The 20,517-nt window shown below is 26.9% G+C and carries 17 protein-coding genes; 10 read left to right on the top strand and 7 right to left on the bottom strand.

Annotated elements, in window-relative coordinates; genetic code table 11:
- Positions 1-623 precede the first annotated feature (623 nt).
- Both psyc5s11_RS01755 and agrD read left to right on the top strand, forming a co-directional pair.
- Positions 624-1,226, top strand: coding sequence for an accessory gene regulator B family protein (locus psyc5s11_RS01755; RefSeq protein WP_224035951.1), 603 nt, complete (start codon positions 624-626; stop codon positions 1,224-1,226).
- Positions 1,186-1,305 carry a cyclic lactone autoinducer peptide AgrD gene (gene agrD / locus psyc5s11_RS01750; RefSeq protein WP_224035950.1) on the top strand — a complete coding sequence of 40 codons (120 nt, stop codon included), beginning with the start codon at positions 1,186-1,188 and terminating at the stop codon, positions 1,303-1,305. Before psyc5s11_RS01755 ends, agrD begins: the two co-directional genes overlap by 41 nt.
- Here the strand turns inward: agrD and psyc5s11_RS01745 are convergent.
- Both psyc5s11_RS01745 and psyc5s11_RS01740 read right to left on the bottom strand, forming a co-directional pair.
- Entirely contained in the window at positions 1,281-2,435 is a 1,155-nt protein-coding gene (locus psyc5s11_RS01745; protein WP_311196401.1) for an ATP-binding protein, read from the bottom strand. The genes agrD and psyc5s11_RS01745 overlap by 25 nt on opposite strands.
- An 89-nt stretch (positions 2,436-2,524) precedes the next feature.
- Positions 2,525-3,292, bottom strand: coding sequence for a LytR/AlgR family response regulator transcription factor (locus psyc5s11_RS01740; protein WP_224035948.1), 768 nt, complete (start codon positions 3,290-3,292; stop codon positions 2,525-2,527).
- Between the two features lie 317 nt (positions 3,293-3,609).
- Between psyc5s11_RS01740 and hydE the strand changes: the two genes are divergently transcribed.
- Positions 3,610-4,659 (top strand): [FeFe] hydrogenase H-cluster radical SAM maturase HydE, encoded by a 1,050-nt coding sequence (gene hydE / locus psyc5s11_RS01735; RefSeq protein ID WP_224035947.1) that lies wholly within the window; start codon positions 3,610-3,612, stop codon positions 4,657-4,659.
- Between the two features lie 139 nt (positions 4,660-4,798).
- On the opposite strand, the gene psyc5s11_RS01730 is transcribed toward hydE, so the two are convergent.
- Positions 4,799-5,530, bottom strand: coding sequence for a DUF3298 and DUF4163 domain-containing protein (locus tag psyc5s11_RS01730; protein ID WP_224035946.1), 732 nt, complete (start codon positions 5,528-5,530; stop codon positions 4,799-4,801).
- Between the two features lie 314 nt (positions 5,531-5,844).
- On the opposite strand from psyc5s11_RS01730, the gene psyc5s11_RS01725 reads away from it, so the two are divergent.
- Positions 5,845-6,819: a polysaccharide deacetylase family protein gene (locus psyc5s11_RS01725; protein WP_224035945.1), complete on the top strand. Its 975-nt coding sequence runs from the start codon at positions 5,845-5,847 to the stop codon at positions 6,817-6,819.
- Between the two features lie 15 nt (positions 6,820-6,834).
- Here psyc5s11_RS01725 and psyc5s11_RS01720 read toward each other — a convergent pair whose 3' ends face one another.
- On the bottom strand, positions 6,835-7,890 hold the full coding sequence (locus tag psyc5s11_RS01720; RefSeq protein WP_224035944.1) for an anti-sigma factor domain-containing protein: 1,056 nt from the start codon (positions 7,888-7,890) through the stop codon (positions 6,835-6,837).
- Positions 7,891-8,312: 422 nt separating this feature from the next.
- On the opposite strand from psyc5s11_RS01720, the gene ispF reads away from it, so the two are divergent.
- Complete coding sequence (gene ispF / locus psyc5s11_RS01715) at positions 8,313-8,792, top strand: 2-C-methyl-D-erythritol 2,4-cyclodiphosphate synthase (protein WP_224035943.1); 480 nt, start codon at positions 8,313-8,315, stop codon at positions 8,790-8,792.
- A 115-nt stretch (positions 8,793-8,907) separates the two neighbouring features.
- Here ispF and psyc5s11_RS01710 read toward each other — a convergent pair whose 3' ends face one another.
- Positions 8,908-9,582 carry a hypothetical protein gene (locus psyc5s11_RS01710; protein WP_224035942.1) on the bottom strand — a complete coding sequence of 225 codons (675 nt, stop codon included), beginning with the start codon at positions 9,580-9,582 and terminating at the stop codon, positions 8,908-8,910.
- Between the two features lie 270 nt (positions 9,583-9,852).
- Between psyc5s11_RS01710 and psyc5s11_RS01705 the strand changes: the two genes are divergently transcribed.
- Positions 9,853-10,257: an HNH endonuclease signature motif containing protein gene (locus tag psyc5s11_RS01705; protein ID WP_224035941.1), complete on the top strand. Its 405-nt coding sequence runs from the start codon at positions 9,853-9,855 to the stop codon at positions 10,255-10,257.
- 498 nt (positions 10,258-10,755) lie between these two features.
- On the opposite strand, the gene psyc5s11_RS01700 is transcribed toward psyc5s11_RS01705, so the two are convergent.
- A complete protein-coding gene (locus psyc5s11_RS01700; RefSeq protein ID WP_224035940.1) occupies positions 10,756-13,206 on the bottom strand; it encodes a methyl-accepting chemotaxis protein in 2,451 nt (816 codons plus the stop codon).
- A gap of 633 nt (positions 13,207-13,839) precedes the next feature.
- Between psyc5s11_RS01700 and thrS the strand changes: the two genes are divergently transcribed.
- On the top strand, positions 13,840-15,771 hold the full coding sequence (thrS, locus tag psyc5s11_RS01695) for a threonine--tRNA ligase (RefSeq protein WP_224035939.1): 1,932 nt from the start codon (positions 13,840-13,842) through the stop codon (positions 15,769-15,771).
- A 432-nt stretch (positions 15,772-16,203) separates the two neighbouring features.
- Here the strand turns inward: thrS and psyc5s11_RS01690 are convergent, their stop codons facing one another.
- Positions 16,204-16,761 (bottom strand): TetR/AcrR family transcriptional regulator, encoded by a 558-nt coding sequence (locus tag psyc5s11_RS01690; RefSeq protein ID WP_224035938.1) that lies wholly within the window; start codon positions 16,759-16,761, stop codon positions 16,204-16,206.
- Positions 16,762-17,055: 294 nt separating this feature from the next.
- Here psyc5s11_RS01690 and psyc5s11_RS01685 point away from each other — a divergent pair, with 294 nt between their 5' ends.
- From psyc5s11_RS01685 to psyc5s11_RS01675, 3 genes are read left to right on the top strand one after another with little or no spacing between them, the layout of a single operon-like run.
- Positions 17,056-18,105 carry an HlyD family secretion protein gene (locus psyc5s11_RS01685; RefSeq protein WP_224035937.1) on the top strand — a complete coding sequence of 350 codons (1,050 nt, stop codon included), beginning with the start codon at positions 17,056-17,058 and terminating at the stop codon, positions 18,103-18,105.
- 13 nt (positions 18,106-18,118) lie between these two features.
- Entirely contained in the window at positions 18,119-19,309 is a 1,191-nt protein-coding gene (locus tag psyc5s11_RS01680) for an ABC transporter permease (protein WP_224035936.1), read from the top strand.
- Positions 19,284-20,483, top strand: coding sequence for an ABC transporter permease (locus psyc5s11_RS01675; RefSeq protein WP_224035935.1), 1,200 nt, complete (start codon positions 19,284-19,286; stop codon positions 20,481-20,483). Before psyc5s11_RS01680 ends, psyc5s11_RS01675 begins: the two co-directional genes overlap by 26 nt.
- Positions 20,484-20,517: the final 34 nt, after the last annotated feature.

Here is a 20,517-nt window from a genome sequence, read left to right as displayed (position 1 = left end):
GTGCACATAAACTCTATTTTAATGGAGATATATCCTTACTAACATAGTTAAAGAAGTTGTCTTTGGCTAATATTTACTCAAATACTAATGAGTATTTTTAGCAACATAAATCAAAATTGATAAAATTATTTCAACAGCATATTTATTTATACTTACTGATTTTTTCCATAAAGATTTATTATTGTTGTCTTAATAAGGATTCTTTTTTGATTGAAAGTAAGTGTTTAATTTGATATAATCACCTTTTTTACGTGGTCTTCCTACTCCACTATACTCGCCAGCCCATACACAGCTACAAGAATTTCATCTAGTGTAATCTCCATAATAAAATCCTTTATCTGCAATTACATATTCTCATAATACTTAAATTAAATAAATATCTTTCCCTCTAAACATACAAAATCATGCATTAAACGTAAATAATTTGCATATTGGATTTATTTTTTGTAAAATATTCTTTTCATTCCCAAAAATATACGTTTAATACTAAAATTATTGAATTTTTACAAAATATAATGTATATTTTTATATATTTAAGTGAATAAATGACTTCACTCAAACATTAGTAATTTTAAGTAAAGTCATTTATTCAACATATTTACTTAAATACGAGTGAGGTTAAAATGATAAAATCACTATCCACATTAATATCTAAATATTTAGGAAAAAATAATTTATCTTTAACTAAAAATGATTTACTGAAAATTCAGTATTCACTTCAAGTAGTTTTGGGAGATTTAACCAAATTCATAATAATATTCTTAATATTCTTGAGTTTAAATGAAGTACCTTTATTTTTATTGTCTTTTGTTATTCTAATTTCAACAAGACCATTAGGTGGAGGTATTCATTGTAAAACCTTTAACTCATGTTTAATAGTAAGTCTAATGTACTTCATAATAATATTATTGTTTAGCACATTATCTCCAAAATTAAATATAATTTTGGAGATAGTTTTCTTTATAATATCTTTCATTATAACTTTGAGGTATGCTCCTTGTCCTAATGAAAAAAGACCAGTAAAAAATAAAGCGACATTAAAAATATTGTCTTTAATATCGCTAACTTTTTGGAGTATATTATTTTTTAAGCTATCTAACATACAAATATGTAATTGCATATTTATAAGTATATTAATGCAAATTATTCAAGTAATTATTATTAATGTGAAAGGAGTTGTTTTAAATGCAAAAATCTATAAACATTTTTTCAGCCATACTACTTAATATATTTAATTTAGTATCTAAGTCAAGTTGTCATACTTTATTTGGTGAGCCAGATTATCCTGAAGAATTATTAAAATAGATATCAAAAATAATTTCTTCAAATTCTACTTTAATTTTTATATATCCATTATGTGAGTTAATTATTTGTTGTACATTGTACAGTCCATAACCTCTTGTACTTATACTTTTAGTAGAATAGCCACTTGTAAACATTTCATTTAAGTTAATATCACTAGAATTTGCTATTTGATTTTTAACTATTAAATGAGGTGTTTTATTTTTATTTAAAATTTTAATTTGAATATTTTTTTCAGTACATTCATCTTTTATCACTTCATCAAAAGCATTATTTAATAAATTATTTAATACATTAGATATTTCATTATAACCTAATATATGATCCAAAACATTATTCGCAATTTGATATTTAAAATTAATATTATGCCTTTTTGCTTTACACATATTTCTATATATTATAGATCTAATAACTACATTATCGATATATATGAGTTCATTTATCTTATTGTCATACGTATCTTCATCTTTCATATAATTAACAATTGCTTTTCTTATATCTTTTTCATCTAAAACTTCTACTATTCCTCTTATTGTATTTTTATAATTAATAAAATCATGTTGCCTTTGTTTTATTTCTTGGACTGTTTCATCAATAACAGAATTATATTCATTTTTAATTTTTAGTTTTTCCTTTTCTCTTATTTCTTTAATAATATATAAATATATTATCATTTGAGAAATAGCTAATAAACTTATTATTATTACACTAACACCTAAATTATTTAAAATTATAGTATTATCATAATTCCAGATAATTTTAAGAACTATAGCATATATACTACATATTAAAATAAAACAAATTAATATATTATTATTTATATTTTCAAATTTAATGTTCTTCCCTAATGAATTAATTTTTGAAAAAATAATTACTCCAACTAATATTATTAATTCTATAATCATTATTCTAAGTATTTCATTATAAATAAATCTATTAATAATTAAAGAAAGTATTAACTGCAAACTCATTTCTATAAGCAATACTAAAAAAAATCCTAATATGACATCTTTTAAAGCTTTCTTATATATAATTTTAATTGTAATAACATCTATTAGATATATAGCAATTAAGTTCAATCCTAATTGTTCAATAATTGTAACTAAAATGGTAAGAATAAGCACGCTAAACACTAATTTAAATACATTATTGTTTTTTTTATTTAGAACTGTCCACAAAAAAATTATGTTAAAAGTATCAATACTATTTATAATAAAGCTATTTAACATATTATCACTTTATCTTTTTTAAACTCAGATATAATATTATCTTTAAACTTATATCCTAAAAGTGCTGTTTTAATATATTTATTAAAATATACTGTACTTAATTTAACATCTAACTTTTCTATTTTGCATATGTAATTTCTATTTATAGCAAAAGCTCTATGACTTTGGATTATATATTCACAATCAATTAATTTTATAACTTTTTTCAAACTCATATTATTAGCAATATACATCCCATTAATAGTATTTACTTCACAATTTTTACCTTTAACTTCTATAAACATAATCTCATCTATTTTTATTCCCACATATATTCCATTTTTTAAGGTTATAACAATTTCTCTATCTTTATCTTCATTCGAATTATCATTTTTATTATTCAAATGACTATTTTCATAGATTATAAGCTTATTTATCATAGCTTGTACATCATCCTTATCATATGGCTTTAATATGTAATCATAACAATGTGTTTGTTTAAATGCTTGTGTTATATACTCCATATGAGTTGTTAAAAAAATAATTTGACTAAATTGATATTTAGAAATATTTCTAATCTTCACTGCAAGATCTAATCCTGAAGATTCTTTTAAGCCGATATCTATTAAAAACATGTTAATATGATTATTTTCAATTATATCTAAAGCTGTACTTTCACTATCAGCTTCATAAATATTTATAAATTTATCTATGGATAGAATCATTTTTTTCAAAATTCCTCTTTGCATAAAATCATCTTCTACTAAAATAATAGAATACAAAAGTATCACTCTCCAATCTATATACCATCTAACTGTATATTTCTTCTTTGTATTTTAGACATATGAAAAATATATTAATAACAACTAAATACGTATAGGTTTCTTAGTCTACGCCCATTTATAATTTGTTACTTTTTGGAATTTTATTCACTCTTTCCATCTATATAATACAATATTGTTAGCTGTTATACAAATTTTTCATATTATGCTATTAAGTATCTTATATTGCTTAAAATTCATTGTATTGTTATGTTTCTAAATTCTATAGTATACTAATAACATCTACATATTAATTTTGTTTTTACTTAGGAGGGACTATGAATAAACTTATTGAAAAAGCTAAAACAACTCATAATTTAAATAAAGAAGAAATATTAGAATTATTACAAAATGATGATATAAATGAAGAACTTTTTAAGGCAGCAGACGAGACTCGTCAAGAATATTTAGGAGACTATGTACACTTAAGAGGATTAATTGAATTTACAAACATCTGCAAAAGAAATTGCATGTATTGTGGGCTTAGACGCGATAATAAAAATCTTGAAAGATATAGACTGACTGAAGAAGAAATCTTAGATTTTACAAAAAAGGCAGTTACCTATGGATATAAAACTATTGTTCTTCAAGGTGGTGAAGATGATTACTTTACTAAAGAAAGAATGACTAACATAGTAAAAGAAATAAAAAAATTAGGTGTTGCATTAACTTTAAGCTTAGGTGAAAAAACTTATGATGAATATAAAGCATTTAAAGAAGCTGGTGCTGATAGATATTTAATACGTATTGAAACTACAGATAAAAAACTTTATGAAGATATGGATCCTAACATGAGTTTTGAAGAAAGATTAAATTGTTTAAATAACTTAAGAAATCTGGGCTATGAAGTTGGAAGTGGTATTCTTGTTGGTCTTCCAAATCAAACTTTAGAATTAATCGCTCGCGATATATTATTCTTTAAAGAAATCAATGCAGATATGATAGGAATAGGACCCTTCATACCAAATGAAGATACTCCTTTAAAAGATGCACAAGGTGGAGATCTTACTTTAGCCCTAAAAGTTATGGCTTTAACACGTTTATTGCTTCCAGATATAAATATTCCTGCAACAACTGCAATGGAGTCTTTAACTCCAAATGGAAGAATAATTGCACTTCAAAGTGGTGCTAATGTTGTAATGCCTAATGTTACTGAAGGTGATTATAGAAAGCTTTACGCACTATATCCTGGCAAAATCTGTACAGGTGATACTCCAGCTCATTGTAGAGGCTGCATAACTGGCAAAGTAACTGGACTTGGTAGAATAATTTCAGATGACTATGGATTTAGAGGAAACCAAAACACTAATGCTCATGATAAAAACTAATAACTTAATATGAATATAAAAAACCACTTATTTTAGTATCAATGCTACTAAAATAAGTGGTTTATTCGTGCTTAATTAGCTAAGTTCTCTACAGTACTCTTCACATGAGTTACTGTCTGTTCCAACATATAAGATAATATCATTTATAGTAAACATAGTTTTTATCAAATAGCTTCAATGGAATTTTAAATTCAGGAATTCCAAATACATAAGGTGCTATATCATATAATTGATAATAAATCACAAGATTATCCCCTTCTATATAAAAATTTTGGTTTTCGCTAATACCATTAAATTCCTTTCCCGAATCAAAATAATTTTCTGGATTTTTACTAATGTCTTCTTTTATCTTTTTATTAATTACATCACCATATTTATAACCTTGAACAAATAATTCCTTTAGATTTATTAACTTTTCTTTTTGTTTATCTACTGTATAAGAAGTCCTTGTTGTCATTCCATGAGCACCTCCTAAGTACTCGTAATAATCATTATATAAACTAATAAGTATGTTATTATCTTTCGATACTGTATATCTTGAATAGATTTCAAAAGGGAATGTTGGCGCTTCTTGTCCTTGTCCTCCAAAATACTCTTTTGATGTTTTCTCCGCATCTTCTATTTTAGGTAAAATATCATTATTTATTACATTATTTATTATATTTATCTTTTTTTCATCATTTCCATTTGCTATTTGAGGTATTTTTATGTCTTCTTTTAAATAATCTAAATTTTTAATTATAGACTTTTCCACAAGTTTAAGTTTATTTTCGATTTGTATTTCACAACTTATGCACAATTCTTGTGGATAAGCTGTATATAACATGGACCCTATTAGCATCAGCCCTGTTATGTTCGCTACAATAGTCATTTTAACACCTCTTTAATTTATACTTTTTATGACTTTATTCATTATATATCCACAAAACCAACATGCAATATTATGTATATTAACATATTCATAACAGGTTATCCACAAGTGCCTGTGGATAATGTTGATAAGTTGTACTCTTTTTATATTATGCTACACTTTTAGGAATCTTATTCTAAATTAATTCTTGTAATACTTAAATAAAATCTATCCAAGTTTTTATTTTTAAGTTTCATATATTTTATTATAATTTGCGATATAATTATAAAAGAATAATTCTTTAGTTTTAATGTAAGGAGGTCAATTGATAGATTATGTCTAGAAAGAATACGTCAAGAAGACTTGATTTAAGAAAAAGTGTTTTTAAAAATAAATTAACTTTTCCAGCATTCTTCTTAATTGTTATATTAGCTGGTTATCTAATATTTCATAATATTTCTTCTGAAAAAATTATAGAAGCGAAACCTAATAACCTAAACATTATAGAAGATAATGCTGATACCGTTAACAACATAGACCATAGCACTGATAATATTGATATGATTGAAGCTAAAAAAAGTTCTATAGCTGAAGCTGTTAATTCTTCAGATAAATCTGAACCTAAAACTACTTTAATTAATGATAATAGAGGTGTACCGGTGTTATATTATCATTCTGTTAGAGAATCTGCTGATAACGAAGTAACAATAACCCCTAAGCTGCTTAGGACAGAACTACAATATATACGTGATGAAGGCTATGTGACCTTAACTTTAAGTGAACTTAAAGCTTATATATTAAATAATTCCCCTATTCCAACTAAAAGTATTCTTATTACTTTCGATGATGGGTATATGGATAATTATGATAATGCGTTTCCTATCTTAAAGGATTTGAATATGGTGGCAACTATATTTTGCATAACCTCTAATCTAGATGGCTCTTATTATTTATCAAAAGAGGCTATAGATGAAATGTCCCATTATGGAATAGATATTGAAAGTCACACTGTTAATCATCCCAAACTCAATAAAATGACTTATGATGAACAACTTTCAGAATTTATAGATTCAAAAAAAACTTTGGAATCAATAACAGGAAAGAAAATAGATTCAATTGCCTATCCTTTTGGAGATTTTAATGATGATAGTATTAAGGCAGCAAAAGATGCTGGTTATACTTTAGGATTTACTACTAAAAAAGGCCTGTCAGATAGAGATGATAATCCTCTTAAACTTGATAGGATTTATATTAGTTCTAAATATGATATGGATACATTTAAAGAAATTTTAAATAAAACAAAAAAGTAACTCTCAAATTGAAAGTTACTTTTTTGTTTTATTTTCCTCATCTTGTGTTGAATATTGTGGTAATTTTTGTTGATTGCCGGCATTATTTATAACTATAGGTATATTATTTTCAGAGATAAATTTATTTGTTTTAGTAAGTAATCCATACTCTAATGCCTGTCCGTTTATAGTGATTAACGTCTTTTTACTAAGTGTTGGCACTTCTTTATTTAATTCTAACATTTGATTATTTAATGCATATTCAAATGTTTCAGCAATAGCTTCATCAATATCCTTATTTAACATATTAACGCTTGCAACAAGTTCTTTTCCTTTATCAGTAGGTGAATATGCATATATAACTTTATTAAATTTATTAATACTAATTTTTATACTGGAAGTCGTTTGTATAACAACCATGCTTTGAGTTCTTCTGTATTCAATAATGATTCCACTTCCAATTAATATAAGTATAAACAATAAAATAGAAATATGTATTCTATAGTTTCTTATAGTTTTCTTTTGTTTACCTTCACAGAGTTCCCCAACACTTGCTTTACTATTAGTTTTTATTTTTATAAATTCGCCTTTAGAAGTAACTATGTATGCAGATTTATTTAATGCTTCTATTACTACACCTTTATATGAATCCTGCTTTTTATTTGAAATACTCATTATAGTATTATCTTCTCTTAACTTTATTCTAAAATAATCTTGTATAAGTCTATAATTAGAATTTGTTAATATTATATAATAAGCGATAATATAGTCTCTGCATTTTTCTATATATTCACGTTTAATTTTAGTTAATTTATTTAGCTTTGATATGGGTAAATCTTTTTTTTGAATCATTATTTCAAGCAAATCATCATTTTCAGTTATGTAGTAAGCTATATTCAAAGCTCTATTCCTATCATTTTCATTAATCGAAAAATTTACTAAGTCTTTAAGTAACACATTATACATGTTTAATTCATCCAAAAATAAAGCTATTTGTTTATTTCTATTATTTTCTGCTGAGTCTCCTATTAATAACATTGATGGGAGTGAAGCAAATACATATTTATCTTTATTAAAGCTCAAGTTTTCCATATAATTAACACCTCTTTAAAAGATTAACCCTTTATATGACTTCTTCATACTATGTTATTATAGCATATAAATCTACTTATCAATAAACCTTTACCGCCCAATTTCAAATCAATATTTGGGAGATTATTTTATGAAAAGAAAAATAATTTATGTCGACTTTATAAAAAAGCGTAGAATAACATTTATACATTTTATTATAAATAAATTTATTTCTTTATTGTTTATCAGATTTAACATTAGGACCAACTCTTCAAAAACTATAGAAATTATCAAAAATAGACGTATTTCAAATTAGCATAATGATTTATTTTTGAAATATATATTTTAAAACTCCTATGAAATTTGTTTATCAATTATTAATTGTACATTACAATTTATATGTTAAACTATAATTGTATTAAAACATTTAATGAGGTGACTATATGAGAATTGGATTAGGATATGACGTGCATAGATTAGTTGAAAACAGAAAATTAATATTGGGTGGATTTGAAATTCCATATGATAGAGGATTACTCGGTCATTCTGATGCAGATGTACTTCTTCATGCTATAATGGATTCCTTACTCGGAGCATGTGCTCTTGGAGATATTGGTAAGCATTTCCCTGATACAGATAATACTTTTAAGGGGATATCTAGTATTACTTTACTTGAAGAGACTGGCAAGCTAATTTTCAAAGCCGGCTATATGATAAACAATATAGATGCTACAATAATAGCTCAAAAGCCTAAAATGTCTCCACATATTGAGAATATGAGAGAAAATATATCAAAAGCTCTTAATATAGATATTGATAAAATAAATATTAAGGCTACTACTGAAGAGGGACTTGGTTTTACTGGCGAAATGCTTGGAATCTCCTCCCAAAGTATAGCTTCTGTTGAAAATATTAAACTTTAGATATTAACACTAAATAAAGGAATAGAAGAGATATCTATTATTAACTAAACAAATATCTCTCCTATTCCTTTATTTAAAGGTTTTCATTCAAGAATACATTACTTTCTCATATATATTAATATACTTCACTTAACTTTTTGAGTAAAACTTTTCTAAATATTTGACCTTTTATTGAATCTTCTATTGCAAACTTGCAAATATCTCTCCATTGATCTATTGACATACCTATTTTATTTTCTAGTTCTTTTTCTGTACTTGTTATTAGAGTAGACGAAATTACAAACTCCCCCAATTCTTCTGGAGTGCTAAAAACTTTTATATATAGAAATTCAGTATTATCTCCCATCCATTTTTTATTAAAATCTATAATAAAGTTTCTTAATTGTATTTCACTCTTATCAGCTGGCATTTCCCATAAACTGCTTAAAAACTCATAATCATTTTTCATATTAATACAAACTTCTTTGCTTATTTTCTTTAACTTTTCTCCTTCAATAGCTATCTTATCAACTGTTAAATGTGGAATCCTAGTAACTACTTTTTCTTGTCCATGTATCCACTTATAAAAAGCTTCTTGTAAAAATGAATACTGAATATACCCGATTAAACCCTTTACATTTGGCACATACCCCCATAAATTATTCATTCCATTTTTACGTCCAAATATAAGTGTATGAAAATAAAAACTTCCTTCAGTAGGTCGCTTCTGCATAAACATATGCCCTCTTATTGTCTTATTTTCATTGATAACATTTTCCCAATATTTAAATGAATTGTAGTTCTCTCTCATTTCATTCACCCTCCCAGTAAATATTTTATGAAATATAAATCATATTATTCACGCCTTAATATATTATAAAAAATATTCCTATACTTGTTTACTTATAATTGTTTTTCTCTTTACACTATATTACCCTTATTTTTCAATTTTATAACTCATTTACATTATTTTAACATATATATATATTAAAATTGATATTTCTCATTGATTACTTTATAATAATATATGTCAAATAATTTTATAAATAATATGAGATAAATTCTAAGGAGGATTAAAACATTGTCTTTATGTGAAATATGCAATGCCGAAGCTGATATACATCATATTGTTCACAGAAGTGAAGGTGGCTTTGATATAGAAATAAATTATAAATATTTATGTTCCTTCCATCATAGAGGTAAATATGGTCCCCATCAATCTAAGGAAGTCGATCTTCGATATAAGTTAGATTTTCAAAACAAATTATTTGATATCTTAAAAAAAGATTATTATGCCTTTAAAGAATTAGCATTAGAATTGAATATTCCTAAAAACACACTTAAAAGAATAACTAAAAATTTAAAGCTTTATAAAGAAGGCTATAAACGGTCAGATGTCATTTTTAAAATAATGGGCGAAAAATTCTACTCAGAAGAAATGATTGTTAATTTGACTTTAGATAAATTAATTAAGAGTATTGAGTAGTCATATTATTAAATTTACTATTTATTATATAAAAAAAGAACTTCTATTTAGAAAGTTCTTTTTTTCTTTAATTAAATCAAGATGTTATCTTCTAAAACATTTTTTTCGAAGTAATCTCTTAAGCCGATATAGATGCCCACTACTAAAGTTTTACTTACACTTGGTATTATATTCAATATTTACTATACTTAGGAGCATATCCAAACAGAGAAATTGGATACATATTTGTAACCACAAGGGTCATAATATGAAGTAGGCATTGAAAATAAGCTGCTGAAGCTTCTTAATGGAAGGTTGTTCCATTATAGTTTGCTCCAAATTTTACATTTGGAGCAAACTATAATGGGTGCAACCTTCCATTTAGAATGCTTCCAGCGAAATTTTCACAGTCCTACGGAATAAATATGTATTCAATTTCGGCGGATGTAGGCATAAGTATAAGTTCCACTGTGGTTATCTATAAGTAATCCTGAGCTCTAAGTTTTATTTATCTATATTTTACAATATATTAGATATGTTATAATTTTTTAGTTCTTCATATTCCTTTTCCTCGTCTTTCATTTCCTTATGTTTAATATACTCTTTCAATTCTGTTACTGTACAACACCCTAATCCAAAATCTTTTGCTGGTAAATCCGCTTCTAATCTTTCTAAAGGTGATATACTTAAATCAACAAAATTCTCTACTAGTACTAAATCTACATTATTTATCCCATAAATATCATATTGTAAATTCAATTCTTCTTCTTCAGATGGCATAGCTAATTCTTTCAGCTCTTCCTCTAATATAAAATCTAAATTTCTCATGTGTTGGTTTTCTATTATTCTTATATCTACTATTTCTTTTAAATTTGATTCTTCTAGCTCTTCTGTGTTTAATAGTTTTAATTCTATAGTTTCTACATCTATTGCTAATTCATTTTCAAAGTCTTCTTTTTCTATTCTAAATTGTTTTACCTTTTCTATAAGTTCATCAGCTTTATATAATAATATATCTGAACTATTATTTAATTCTTCCCCAAGTTTTGCGAGCTCCAGTGATGAAAATCCTATTTGTTCTATAGACTCTGATGTATTCTGCACTTCTTCTGATAATTCACATATATTCTCAAGAATTAAATCTTTATCTTGGCTAATATTATTAAATGCATCATCTATATTTGAAACCTTAGGTGCAATTTCGCTAACTAATACTGATATTTCTGAAAATGAACTTGATGTTTTATAAATTACATTTTTTTGTTTTTGAATCTCATAATTCATATTTTGAGATTCATCTACAAGTTTATTTATTATCTTCATAAGCCTATTTATTATTCTATAAATATTTTGAGATGATTCTTTACTCTTATCTGAAAGTTTTCTAACTTCAGACGCTATAACATTAAATCCTCTACCTGCCTCTCCTGCACTAGCTGCTTCAATTGCTGCATTAAATGCTAAAAGATTTATTTGTTCTGAAATTCCATTAATAATATGCGTAATCCTATCTACATTTTTCATATCTCCTTGTATATACTCTATACTCATTGCAAATTTTTCAAAGCTACTATTAACACTTATAATTCCATCGTTTAATTCCTCTATGTCTTTATTTCCTATTAATGATTTATCATTAATAACTGAAACGTCTTGGCTAATTAAATTAACATTATTTTTAGCTACATTTACTTTATCACTAAATCTTGTCAGTTTATCACTTATTTCTTTAAAATCTAGACTTTGTCTGTTGGTATTCTCTGAAACCTCTTGTATCGATGATGATATTTCTTCTGTAAGCACTGCCAATTCTGTTGAAATTTTATTTAGTGATAATGAACCATCTTTAACTACAGTAGCATTATTTCTTACAGCTTTTATCATACCACCAATGGATGTTTTGGCATTACCTACGCTTGTACAAATTTCACTTATTTCATCATTTCCGTTAATATATTTATCATCAATTTGGGTATAAAAATCTCCCATTGCAATACTGTCCACATAATCTTTAGCACCTAATAACCTGTTAATAAACTTAATAGCAAACCAAATTATTAGACTAACTATTAATAGTATCATTATAATTGTTACTAATGTATCAACTAATGCTAAATTTTTCAATGGGCTTAATAAGTCACTTTCTTCAACTGTAATACCCATCGAAAGACCAGTACTTCCTATTGGAGTATATGTAATATACCTAACTTTATCTTCGTAAGTATATTTTCCAATACCAGATTGAGTTCCAATAATCATACTTTTGCCTATGTTGTTTAAGTCATCTAATGAACCTTTTTCTGATGTCATATTTGTAATATTCTTATTTTCACTTACAAGTGCTTCATTTTCTGCTACTATGAAATTTCCATTGCTATCTACAATTAAAGCACCTCCTGTTTGCAAAAAGTTTATTTCTTTATTTATAATAGAGAAATCCATGCAATCTTTTACTGATGTAATAGTACCAATTATATTATCTGCTGAATCCTTGATTGGTACAGAATATGCAATTACTTTTGTATTTGTAATTGGATCTACATAAGGATTGGTTATTGAATTTTCCCCTTTAATTGATTTCATGAAACTTTGGGTTGTCTTTATTTTCTTTGTGTTTCCTGCTGTATCTATTGAATTTCCATCTTTATCACTTATGCTTAATTGCATTTGTCCAATTGTTTTTAATGATGGCTTCAAAATTTCTATTTTATCTTTTAATGGTACACTTTCATCACTAATTGTAGGATTACTTGCTATCACTTCAAGATTTTTAATCTCACTTTTTATCTTATCTTCTGCTCTACCAGCTGCTATTTTAGTCATTTCTGCCATTATGTTTAAATTACTTTCCTTTAAAGAATTACTTGCAAATTTATATCCTAGTCCTGATAATACTGTAAATGCAATCAATAACATTGGTATTAAAAATATTAAAATTTTCGTTTTAATACTTTTTATTTTTCTATTCATCTCTACCTCCAAAAATAATCTTATTATCTATTTCTTCTAACTTGATTGTAGTGTATTTTGATAAATTTCTTATTAAAACCTCATTAAAGCCTTATTAAAATTCCATTAAAATACTGTTAAACATTTCAAAATATGACTTTCAAAAAATTATTTATTTAAATATTTTTCTGTTAATTTGTTGACATAGAAAAATTCAATGCTTATAATAAGAAATATTAATATAATAATACGTTGATGAGGACAGTAAGCTAAAACCTTATTTTTCAGAGAGAGAATATACTGGTGTGATTATTCTTAAATAAACTTAGACTGAAAACCACCTCTGAGTGGCTTTAATAAAGCCCGTCATTATCACGTTACGATAAATTTAAGTGACCTATTTTTTATTTTATTTAAGCTAGTCTTTTATATTTCAGTATTTAGACTTTTTTAATTAATTTATTTTTAGGTAATTAGAGTGGAACCACGGATATTACTTCGCCTCTATTTTTTAGAGCTGGAGTTTTTTTTATTTCCAAAAATTATATAATCTTGATATTCATATTTCTATGGTTAACAACAATGATTATTGAAATTATATAAATTACATTCAAAAAAATAATTATATTTTATATATTGAGAGGAGTTTTAAAAATGATAAAAATAACTTTAAATGATGGTTCAGTTAAAGAATTCGAATCTGGATTATCAGTTTATGAAATTGCTAAATCAATTAGTGAGGGATTAGCTAGAAATGCTTGTTGTGGTATCGTTAATGGTAAAGTTTGTGACCTTAGACGCGAAATTAATGAAGATGTATCTTTAAGTATATGTACATTTGATTCTCAAGAGGGCAAAGATGCAGTAAGACATAGCATATCTCATGTTTTAGCTTATGCTGTTAAGAGATTATTCCCTGAAACAAAATTAGCCATCGGACCTTCTATTGCTACTGGATTTTATTATGACTTTGATAAAGATGTTGCTTTCACAGCTCAAGATTTAGAAAAACTTGAAGCAGAAATGCAAAAAATAATAAAAGAAAATCCTGAAATTTCAAGATTTGAACTTCCAAGAAATGAAGCCTTAGAATTAATGAAAGATGAACCTTACAAAGTAGAATTAATCAATGATCTTCCTGAGAATGAAATACTTTCATTCTATAAGCTTGGAGATTTCACTGATTTATGTGCTGGCCCTCACCTTATTTCATTAAAACCAGTAAAAGCAATCAAGTTAACTAGAAGTGCTGGTGCTTACTGGAGAGGTAACGAAAAGAACAAAATGCTTACTAGAATTTACGGTACTGCATTCTTAAAGAAAGCAGACTTAGATTCATTCTTAGAAGCTCTAGAAGAAGCTAAAAAGAGAGATCATAATAAGCTTGGTAGAGAATTAAAGCTATTTACAACTGATGAAAACATAGGTCAAGGACTTCCTTTACTAATGCCAAAAGGAGCAAAAATAGTTCAACTTCTTCAAAGATGGGTCGAAGATGAAGAAGAAAAAAGAGGATATCTTTTAACTAAAACTCCATTAATGGCTAAAAGCGATTTATATAAGATTTCTGGTCACTGGGATCACTATAAAGATGGAATGTTTGTATTAGGCGATGAAGAAAAGGATGACGAGGTATTTGCTTTAAGACCAATGACTTGTCCATTCCAATACACTATATACAATGCTGAACAACATAGTTATAGAGATCTTCCTATAAGATACGGTGAAACTTCTACTCTATTTAGAAATGAAGCTTCTGGAGAAATGCATGGTCTTATAAGAGTTAGACAATTCACTTTAGCTGATGGTCATTTAATTGTTACACCTGAACAATTAGAAGATGAATTTAAAGGTGTTCTTGAATTAATTCAATATCTTATGACTACTTTAGGTATTGCAGATAAAATATCTTATAGATTTTCTAAATGGGATCCAAACAATACTGAAAAATATATTAATGATCCTGAATCATGGGATAGAACTCAAGGTATAATGAAACAAATTTTAGATCACTTAAAAGTTAACTATGTTGAAGCTGATGATGAAGCTGCATTCTATGGTCCAAAGCTTGATTTACAATTTAAAAATGTTCATGGTAAAGAAGATACATTGTTCACAGTTCAAATTGACTTTGCTTTAGCTGAAAGATTCGATATGAGTTATGTAGATAAGAATGGAGAAAAGAAACGTCCATATATAATTCACAGATCATCAATTGGTTGCTATGAAAGAACACTTGCAATGCTTATAGAAGAATATGCAGGTGCATTCCCTACTTGGCTTTCTCCAGTTCAAGCAAAAGTATTACCAATTTCTGATAAGTACAATGATTACGCTGATTCAGTTGTAAAATCATTGAAAAACAAAGGAATCAGAGTTGAAGCAGACTACAGAGCTGAAAAGATTGGTTATAAGATTAGAGAAGCAAGACTTGAAAGAACTCCTTATATCTTAGTTGTTGGAGAAAAGGAAGCTGCAAATAATGAAGTTTCTGTAAGAAGCAGAAAAAATGATGATGAAGGTGCAATAAATCTAGATGCATTCATCGAAAGAATTATAGCAGAAATAGCTAATAAAGAAATATAGAACTTAACTAAGATATGGCAGTATTAAACTAATTTTAATACTGCCACATTTTTGACTTATTATTTTCTAAATGAATCTTAAGCTACAATGCAAAACACTGCATATAGTGGTATGCTTCTTATATTATTTTCAAAACCAAAGTTTTTAGTAGATATTCTTATGATTAATGTATCTTCTTTAAAAATGATTTCTCCACATCTTGCCGATAATTCTCTTATAATTCTCTCTAGATTTAAATCACGTTCAAAAATCTCACAAATATCTATAGAATCCTCTAAATTTAAATTTAATAGTAGTTGATTTTAAAGATCACGTTTTGGCTCCATTATGACATCCACGGCAATCAAATTTATATTACCGTGGGTATTTTAGTTCCTTCATCTTTATTTATGGCAACAGATAGAATAGCTTATATATTGATCTTATATAGTCTTAAAATGTATTTTTAGCATAGATAAATCCGTTCTGAATTTTATCTGTTAGAACGGAAGCTGTCTCAGGCGTTATTTCATCAAATTTAACTTGTTCAAGTACACCCAATATGCCACATACAACAAATGAAGCAAGACATTTATTTAGTATAGTATTTATATTACTATTAGTAGTTTTTTCTAAAAGACGATTAATAGTAAGTTTTTTTATCTGATATTGTACAAATGAATGTCTTGGGGAGTTGAGAATTGGCAAATATAACTCTTTATTTTCATTGAATATCAGAATTATATTTTCTAGTATTACTGGAAGATGATCAATTAATTCAGTAAAGTCATATGGTTCCATTACAGCAATAGTTCTATCTATAACACTATTCATAAGGTTGTCTGCACAGTCATAAATGTCTTTGTAATGCAAGTAAAATGTACTTTTATTAATATCAGCCTCATTACATAATTCTTTTATTGTAATATCTTCAATATTTTTTTTTGACAATAATTTAGCAAAAGCATCTTGAATCGCTTTTTGTGTTTTTCTTACACGTCTATCTTTCATTATGATCCTCCTCGTATAATAGACAAATTTGGTATTTAAGTTTATTAACAGACTTATATATTAATATTGATTATTGAATAAGTGTCCATACATTCTTATAATAGACTCATGTCCATATATAGATGATAGTCAATAATAAACTTTATGTCAATACACATTTTTACAAATGAGGAATAGATGTAATTAATTATGCAATTATATGAAATTTAATCGAAGAAAAAATATAATGTAGTTGTTTATTTATGAAAGTAGCATTTATTCAAAAGTTAGATAATGAATGTAAGGAGGAGCTTTATGAAAATAAAAAAAATAGTATTATTATCAGTTTTACTAGCTACAATTAATGGATTTACTGGGTGTGCTTCTGTATCAACACTTACAGGAGATAAGTTAGTAAAGCAAAGTACTAGTAATTTAATAATACAATCAAATGTTGACATGACAGATATAAATGTAAATTCTCAAATTCCAGGAGAGGTTAAAGAAGTGAAGGTAAATGAAGGTGATAATGTAAAAAAGGGTGATGTTCTACTTATAATTAATAGCGATATACTTACAACTAAGCAATATCAAGTTCAAGCACAGATAGAAGCAGCAACTGGTCAAGCAAATGCAGCAAAAGCAGCTAGAGATGCTGCAAGTGCAAAGCTTGAAGAGGCTCAAAATGGTGCAAGACCTGAAGAAATAGCTCAAGCTAAAGCAGGTTATGATCTTGCACAAGTAACTTATGATAGGCTTAAAGTTTTATTTGAAGAAAAATCTATTAGCCAATCAGATTTGGATAATGTGGAAACTCAATTAAAAGTAGCAAAAGCTAAATACGATATAGCGCTAAGTGCTGTTAGACCGGAAGACATAAAGGCAGCTCAAGCTCAAGTGAATCAAGCTTCTGCATCGATTGAAGCTGCAGAAGGCCAAATAAAGCAAGCTCGAGGAGGATTAGATGAAGTAAATGTAAATATTGGCAACGCTACAGTTGTAGCACCAGAAGATGGAGTAGTTACTCAATTAAATGTTAAAGCAGGCGAGCTTGTATCAACAGGAATGCCACTAGTTATAGTTACTGATGTGAGTAAACCTTCAATATTATGTAATGTGCGTGAAACGGATCTTTCTAAAGTAGATTTAAATCAAGAGGTATCAGTAAAAATTCCAGCATATCCAGATGAGGAATTTAAAGGGAAAATAGTTAGAATCAATAAAGATGCAGATTTTGCAGTAAAGAGGGCAACAAATGATAATGGGCAATTTGATATATTATCCTATGGTGTAAAAGTTGAATTAGTTGATATGGACAAGCCTCTTCGTTCAGACATGACAGCTTTTGTTGATTTTGGAAAGTGATGTGAGAGAAAATATGAAGAAAACAATAATTAAATTTAAGAATGTATTTCTAAAATTTAAAGAAATTATAATTTCTGTTTTATTGCTCTTAATAGTACCTTGTATGTGTAGTTATTTTTTAGAATATACATTTATTAATCATTCAGTAAAGAATATTCCAACTATAATAGTAGATCATGATAATTCGTCATTAAGCAAAAATATTGTAAAACAAATAAATACAAATGAAATGTTTAACGTGACAAATAATAGTAATAATGATGAAGATATCAAAAAGTTAATTGAGAGGGGAGAAGTAGTTACTGGTATAATCATACCAGAACGATTTTCCAAAGATGTATTAGATGGTAAATCACCTAAAGTTATGATTTTTTATGATGGTACGGAAATGTTAGCATCTGGTTCTGTTAAAGCTAAAATGGCAGAAATCTTTGGTACTATTAGAGCTGGTTATTTAATAAATGTTCAGGAAGGAAAGCTTGGAGTATTGCCTAAGCAAGCTACAAATAATGCTATCCCAATAAAACTTAATAGTGTTATATTAGGAAATCCAGAAAAAAGTGTAGCAAACTTTCTGATTCAAGGGATGGTAATTGGAATTTGCCAAGTAGGGATGATTATAATTGGAGCCATAGTAATAAAAGAAAATGATAATTATATTTTGTTATTAATTAAAGGCATTGGGTTTGGGCTTATAGGAGCAATTTCAATCTTTTTAGCTTTAATTATAGAATTTAAATATTTTGCAATGCCTTATAGAGGATCAATTATAGCAGCAGTACCACTTACTATATTGTTTAGCATAATTATAGTAAATTTAGGTATTATATTTAGGTTGATTTTAAAAGATAAGTTATCAGCAGCTAGCAATGCTGGACTTGTAATTCAAGCTGCAGTCCTAATGTCTGGTTATACATTTCCGCTAATGTCTATGCCAGATATATTCAAAATTGTATCAAAGGTTTTTCCTTTTTTATATTATGGATTTCCAATGAGAGATTTATCACTTATGGGAGTAAGCTTTAATGATGTTCTTCCACAGATATACTGTCTTGTGAACTACTTGATTCTCACATGGATTGTCATGCTTATTATATGTATATTTAAAAGAGTTTTAAAAAAGGATTATAACTTAAAAAATAAGATTTTAAATAAATTTGTGCATAGGGGGAATGGAATTGAAAGTTCTAAGATTCATAGCTAGAGATATACAGAGTATTATTAAAGTTTGTATACTTCCTATTTTTATAGTTACAATTGTATGTTATGTTTTTAGCAATATCTATGTGGAAAATATCCCCTTCGGAGTAGTAGATATGGACAACTCATCTTTATCAAGGACTATAGTAAAGCAGCTTAAAAATAGCCCTGGGCTAAATGTAAATTATTATGCAGATTCTCAGACGGAACTAGAACAAACAATAAAGGAAAGGAGAGTTAGTGGTGGAGTAGTAATTCCTAAAGATTTTAATAAAGATGCTGTTAAAATGAAATCTCCGAGTCTTGCAATGTTTGTAGATGGAACAAATATAGTTGTTGCAAATAATATATATGCTTATGGAAATACAGTTCTAGGAACTGTTAATGCAGGATTTCAGTTAAAGGTTTTTGAAGGAAATAATATGTTGCCAGATACTGCATATAAAGCTGTTACAAGCTTTTCATATGGTGAACGTGCTCTTTATGAAACTCGACTTTGCTATATGAAGTATTTTATGTATACCCTTGCACCATACTTTATACAAGGCAACTATATAGCAGCATTTATAGTACCAGTGTTGATAGCAAATAGAAAGAAATTAAATCTATTAAATATAAGATCCAAGAAAGGTTTAAGAAATATATTGGATCTTGTAGCAAGGATTTTAATGGTTATTGTTTTGACTGAGTTAACAAGTTTTATTACGTTATGTATTTTAGATAAATGTTTCGATTTACCTCTCAGAGGAAATTTAGCAGAATATTTTACATTAATGTTTATATTTCTAATTGATCTTACAGCTCTAGGATTTTTCTTTGCTGCTTTCATTGATAATATACTATATATTATTCAATTCATAAATATGTTTGGAATAATAACCTTTCTAGCCAGCGGAGTTGCATTTCCTAGATATATGATGCCAGATGGGCTTCCTAGACTTATAGAAAGTTTATGGCCATTTATGAATGTAGCATTACAATTCAAAAACATAAATTTAAAAGGAGTAGGATGGGATGTAATTCTTCCAAGTATAAAAAATGGAGTATTATATGCTATAGTATGGTTTATTATAGGAATTGGGTTATATTCCGCTAGGATTGCATTGGATAAGCATAGAAGTAAGAAATTACTTGATTCGGAGAATGAAAAAAGTGATTTAGAAGGTCAAATAGCTTAATTAGTTTCAGACTTTTTATTAAAAAGATGACTAT

Origin of the sequence: Clostridium gelidum (assembly GCF_019977655.1) — a bacterium.
GTDB lineage: Bacteria > Bacillota > Clostridia > Clostridiales > Clostridiaceae > Clostridium > Clostridium gelidum.
Note: the sequence above shows the minus strand (reverse complement) of the source record. Positions and strands in the feature narration are given on the sequence as shown.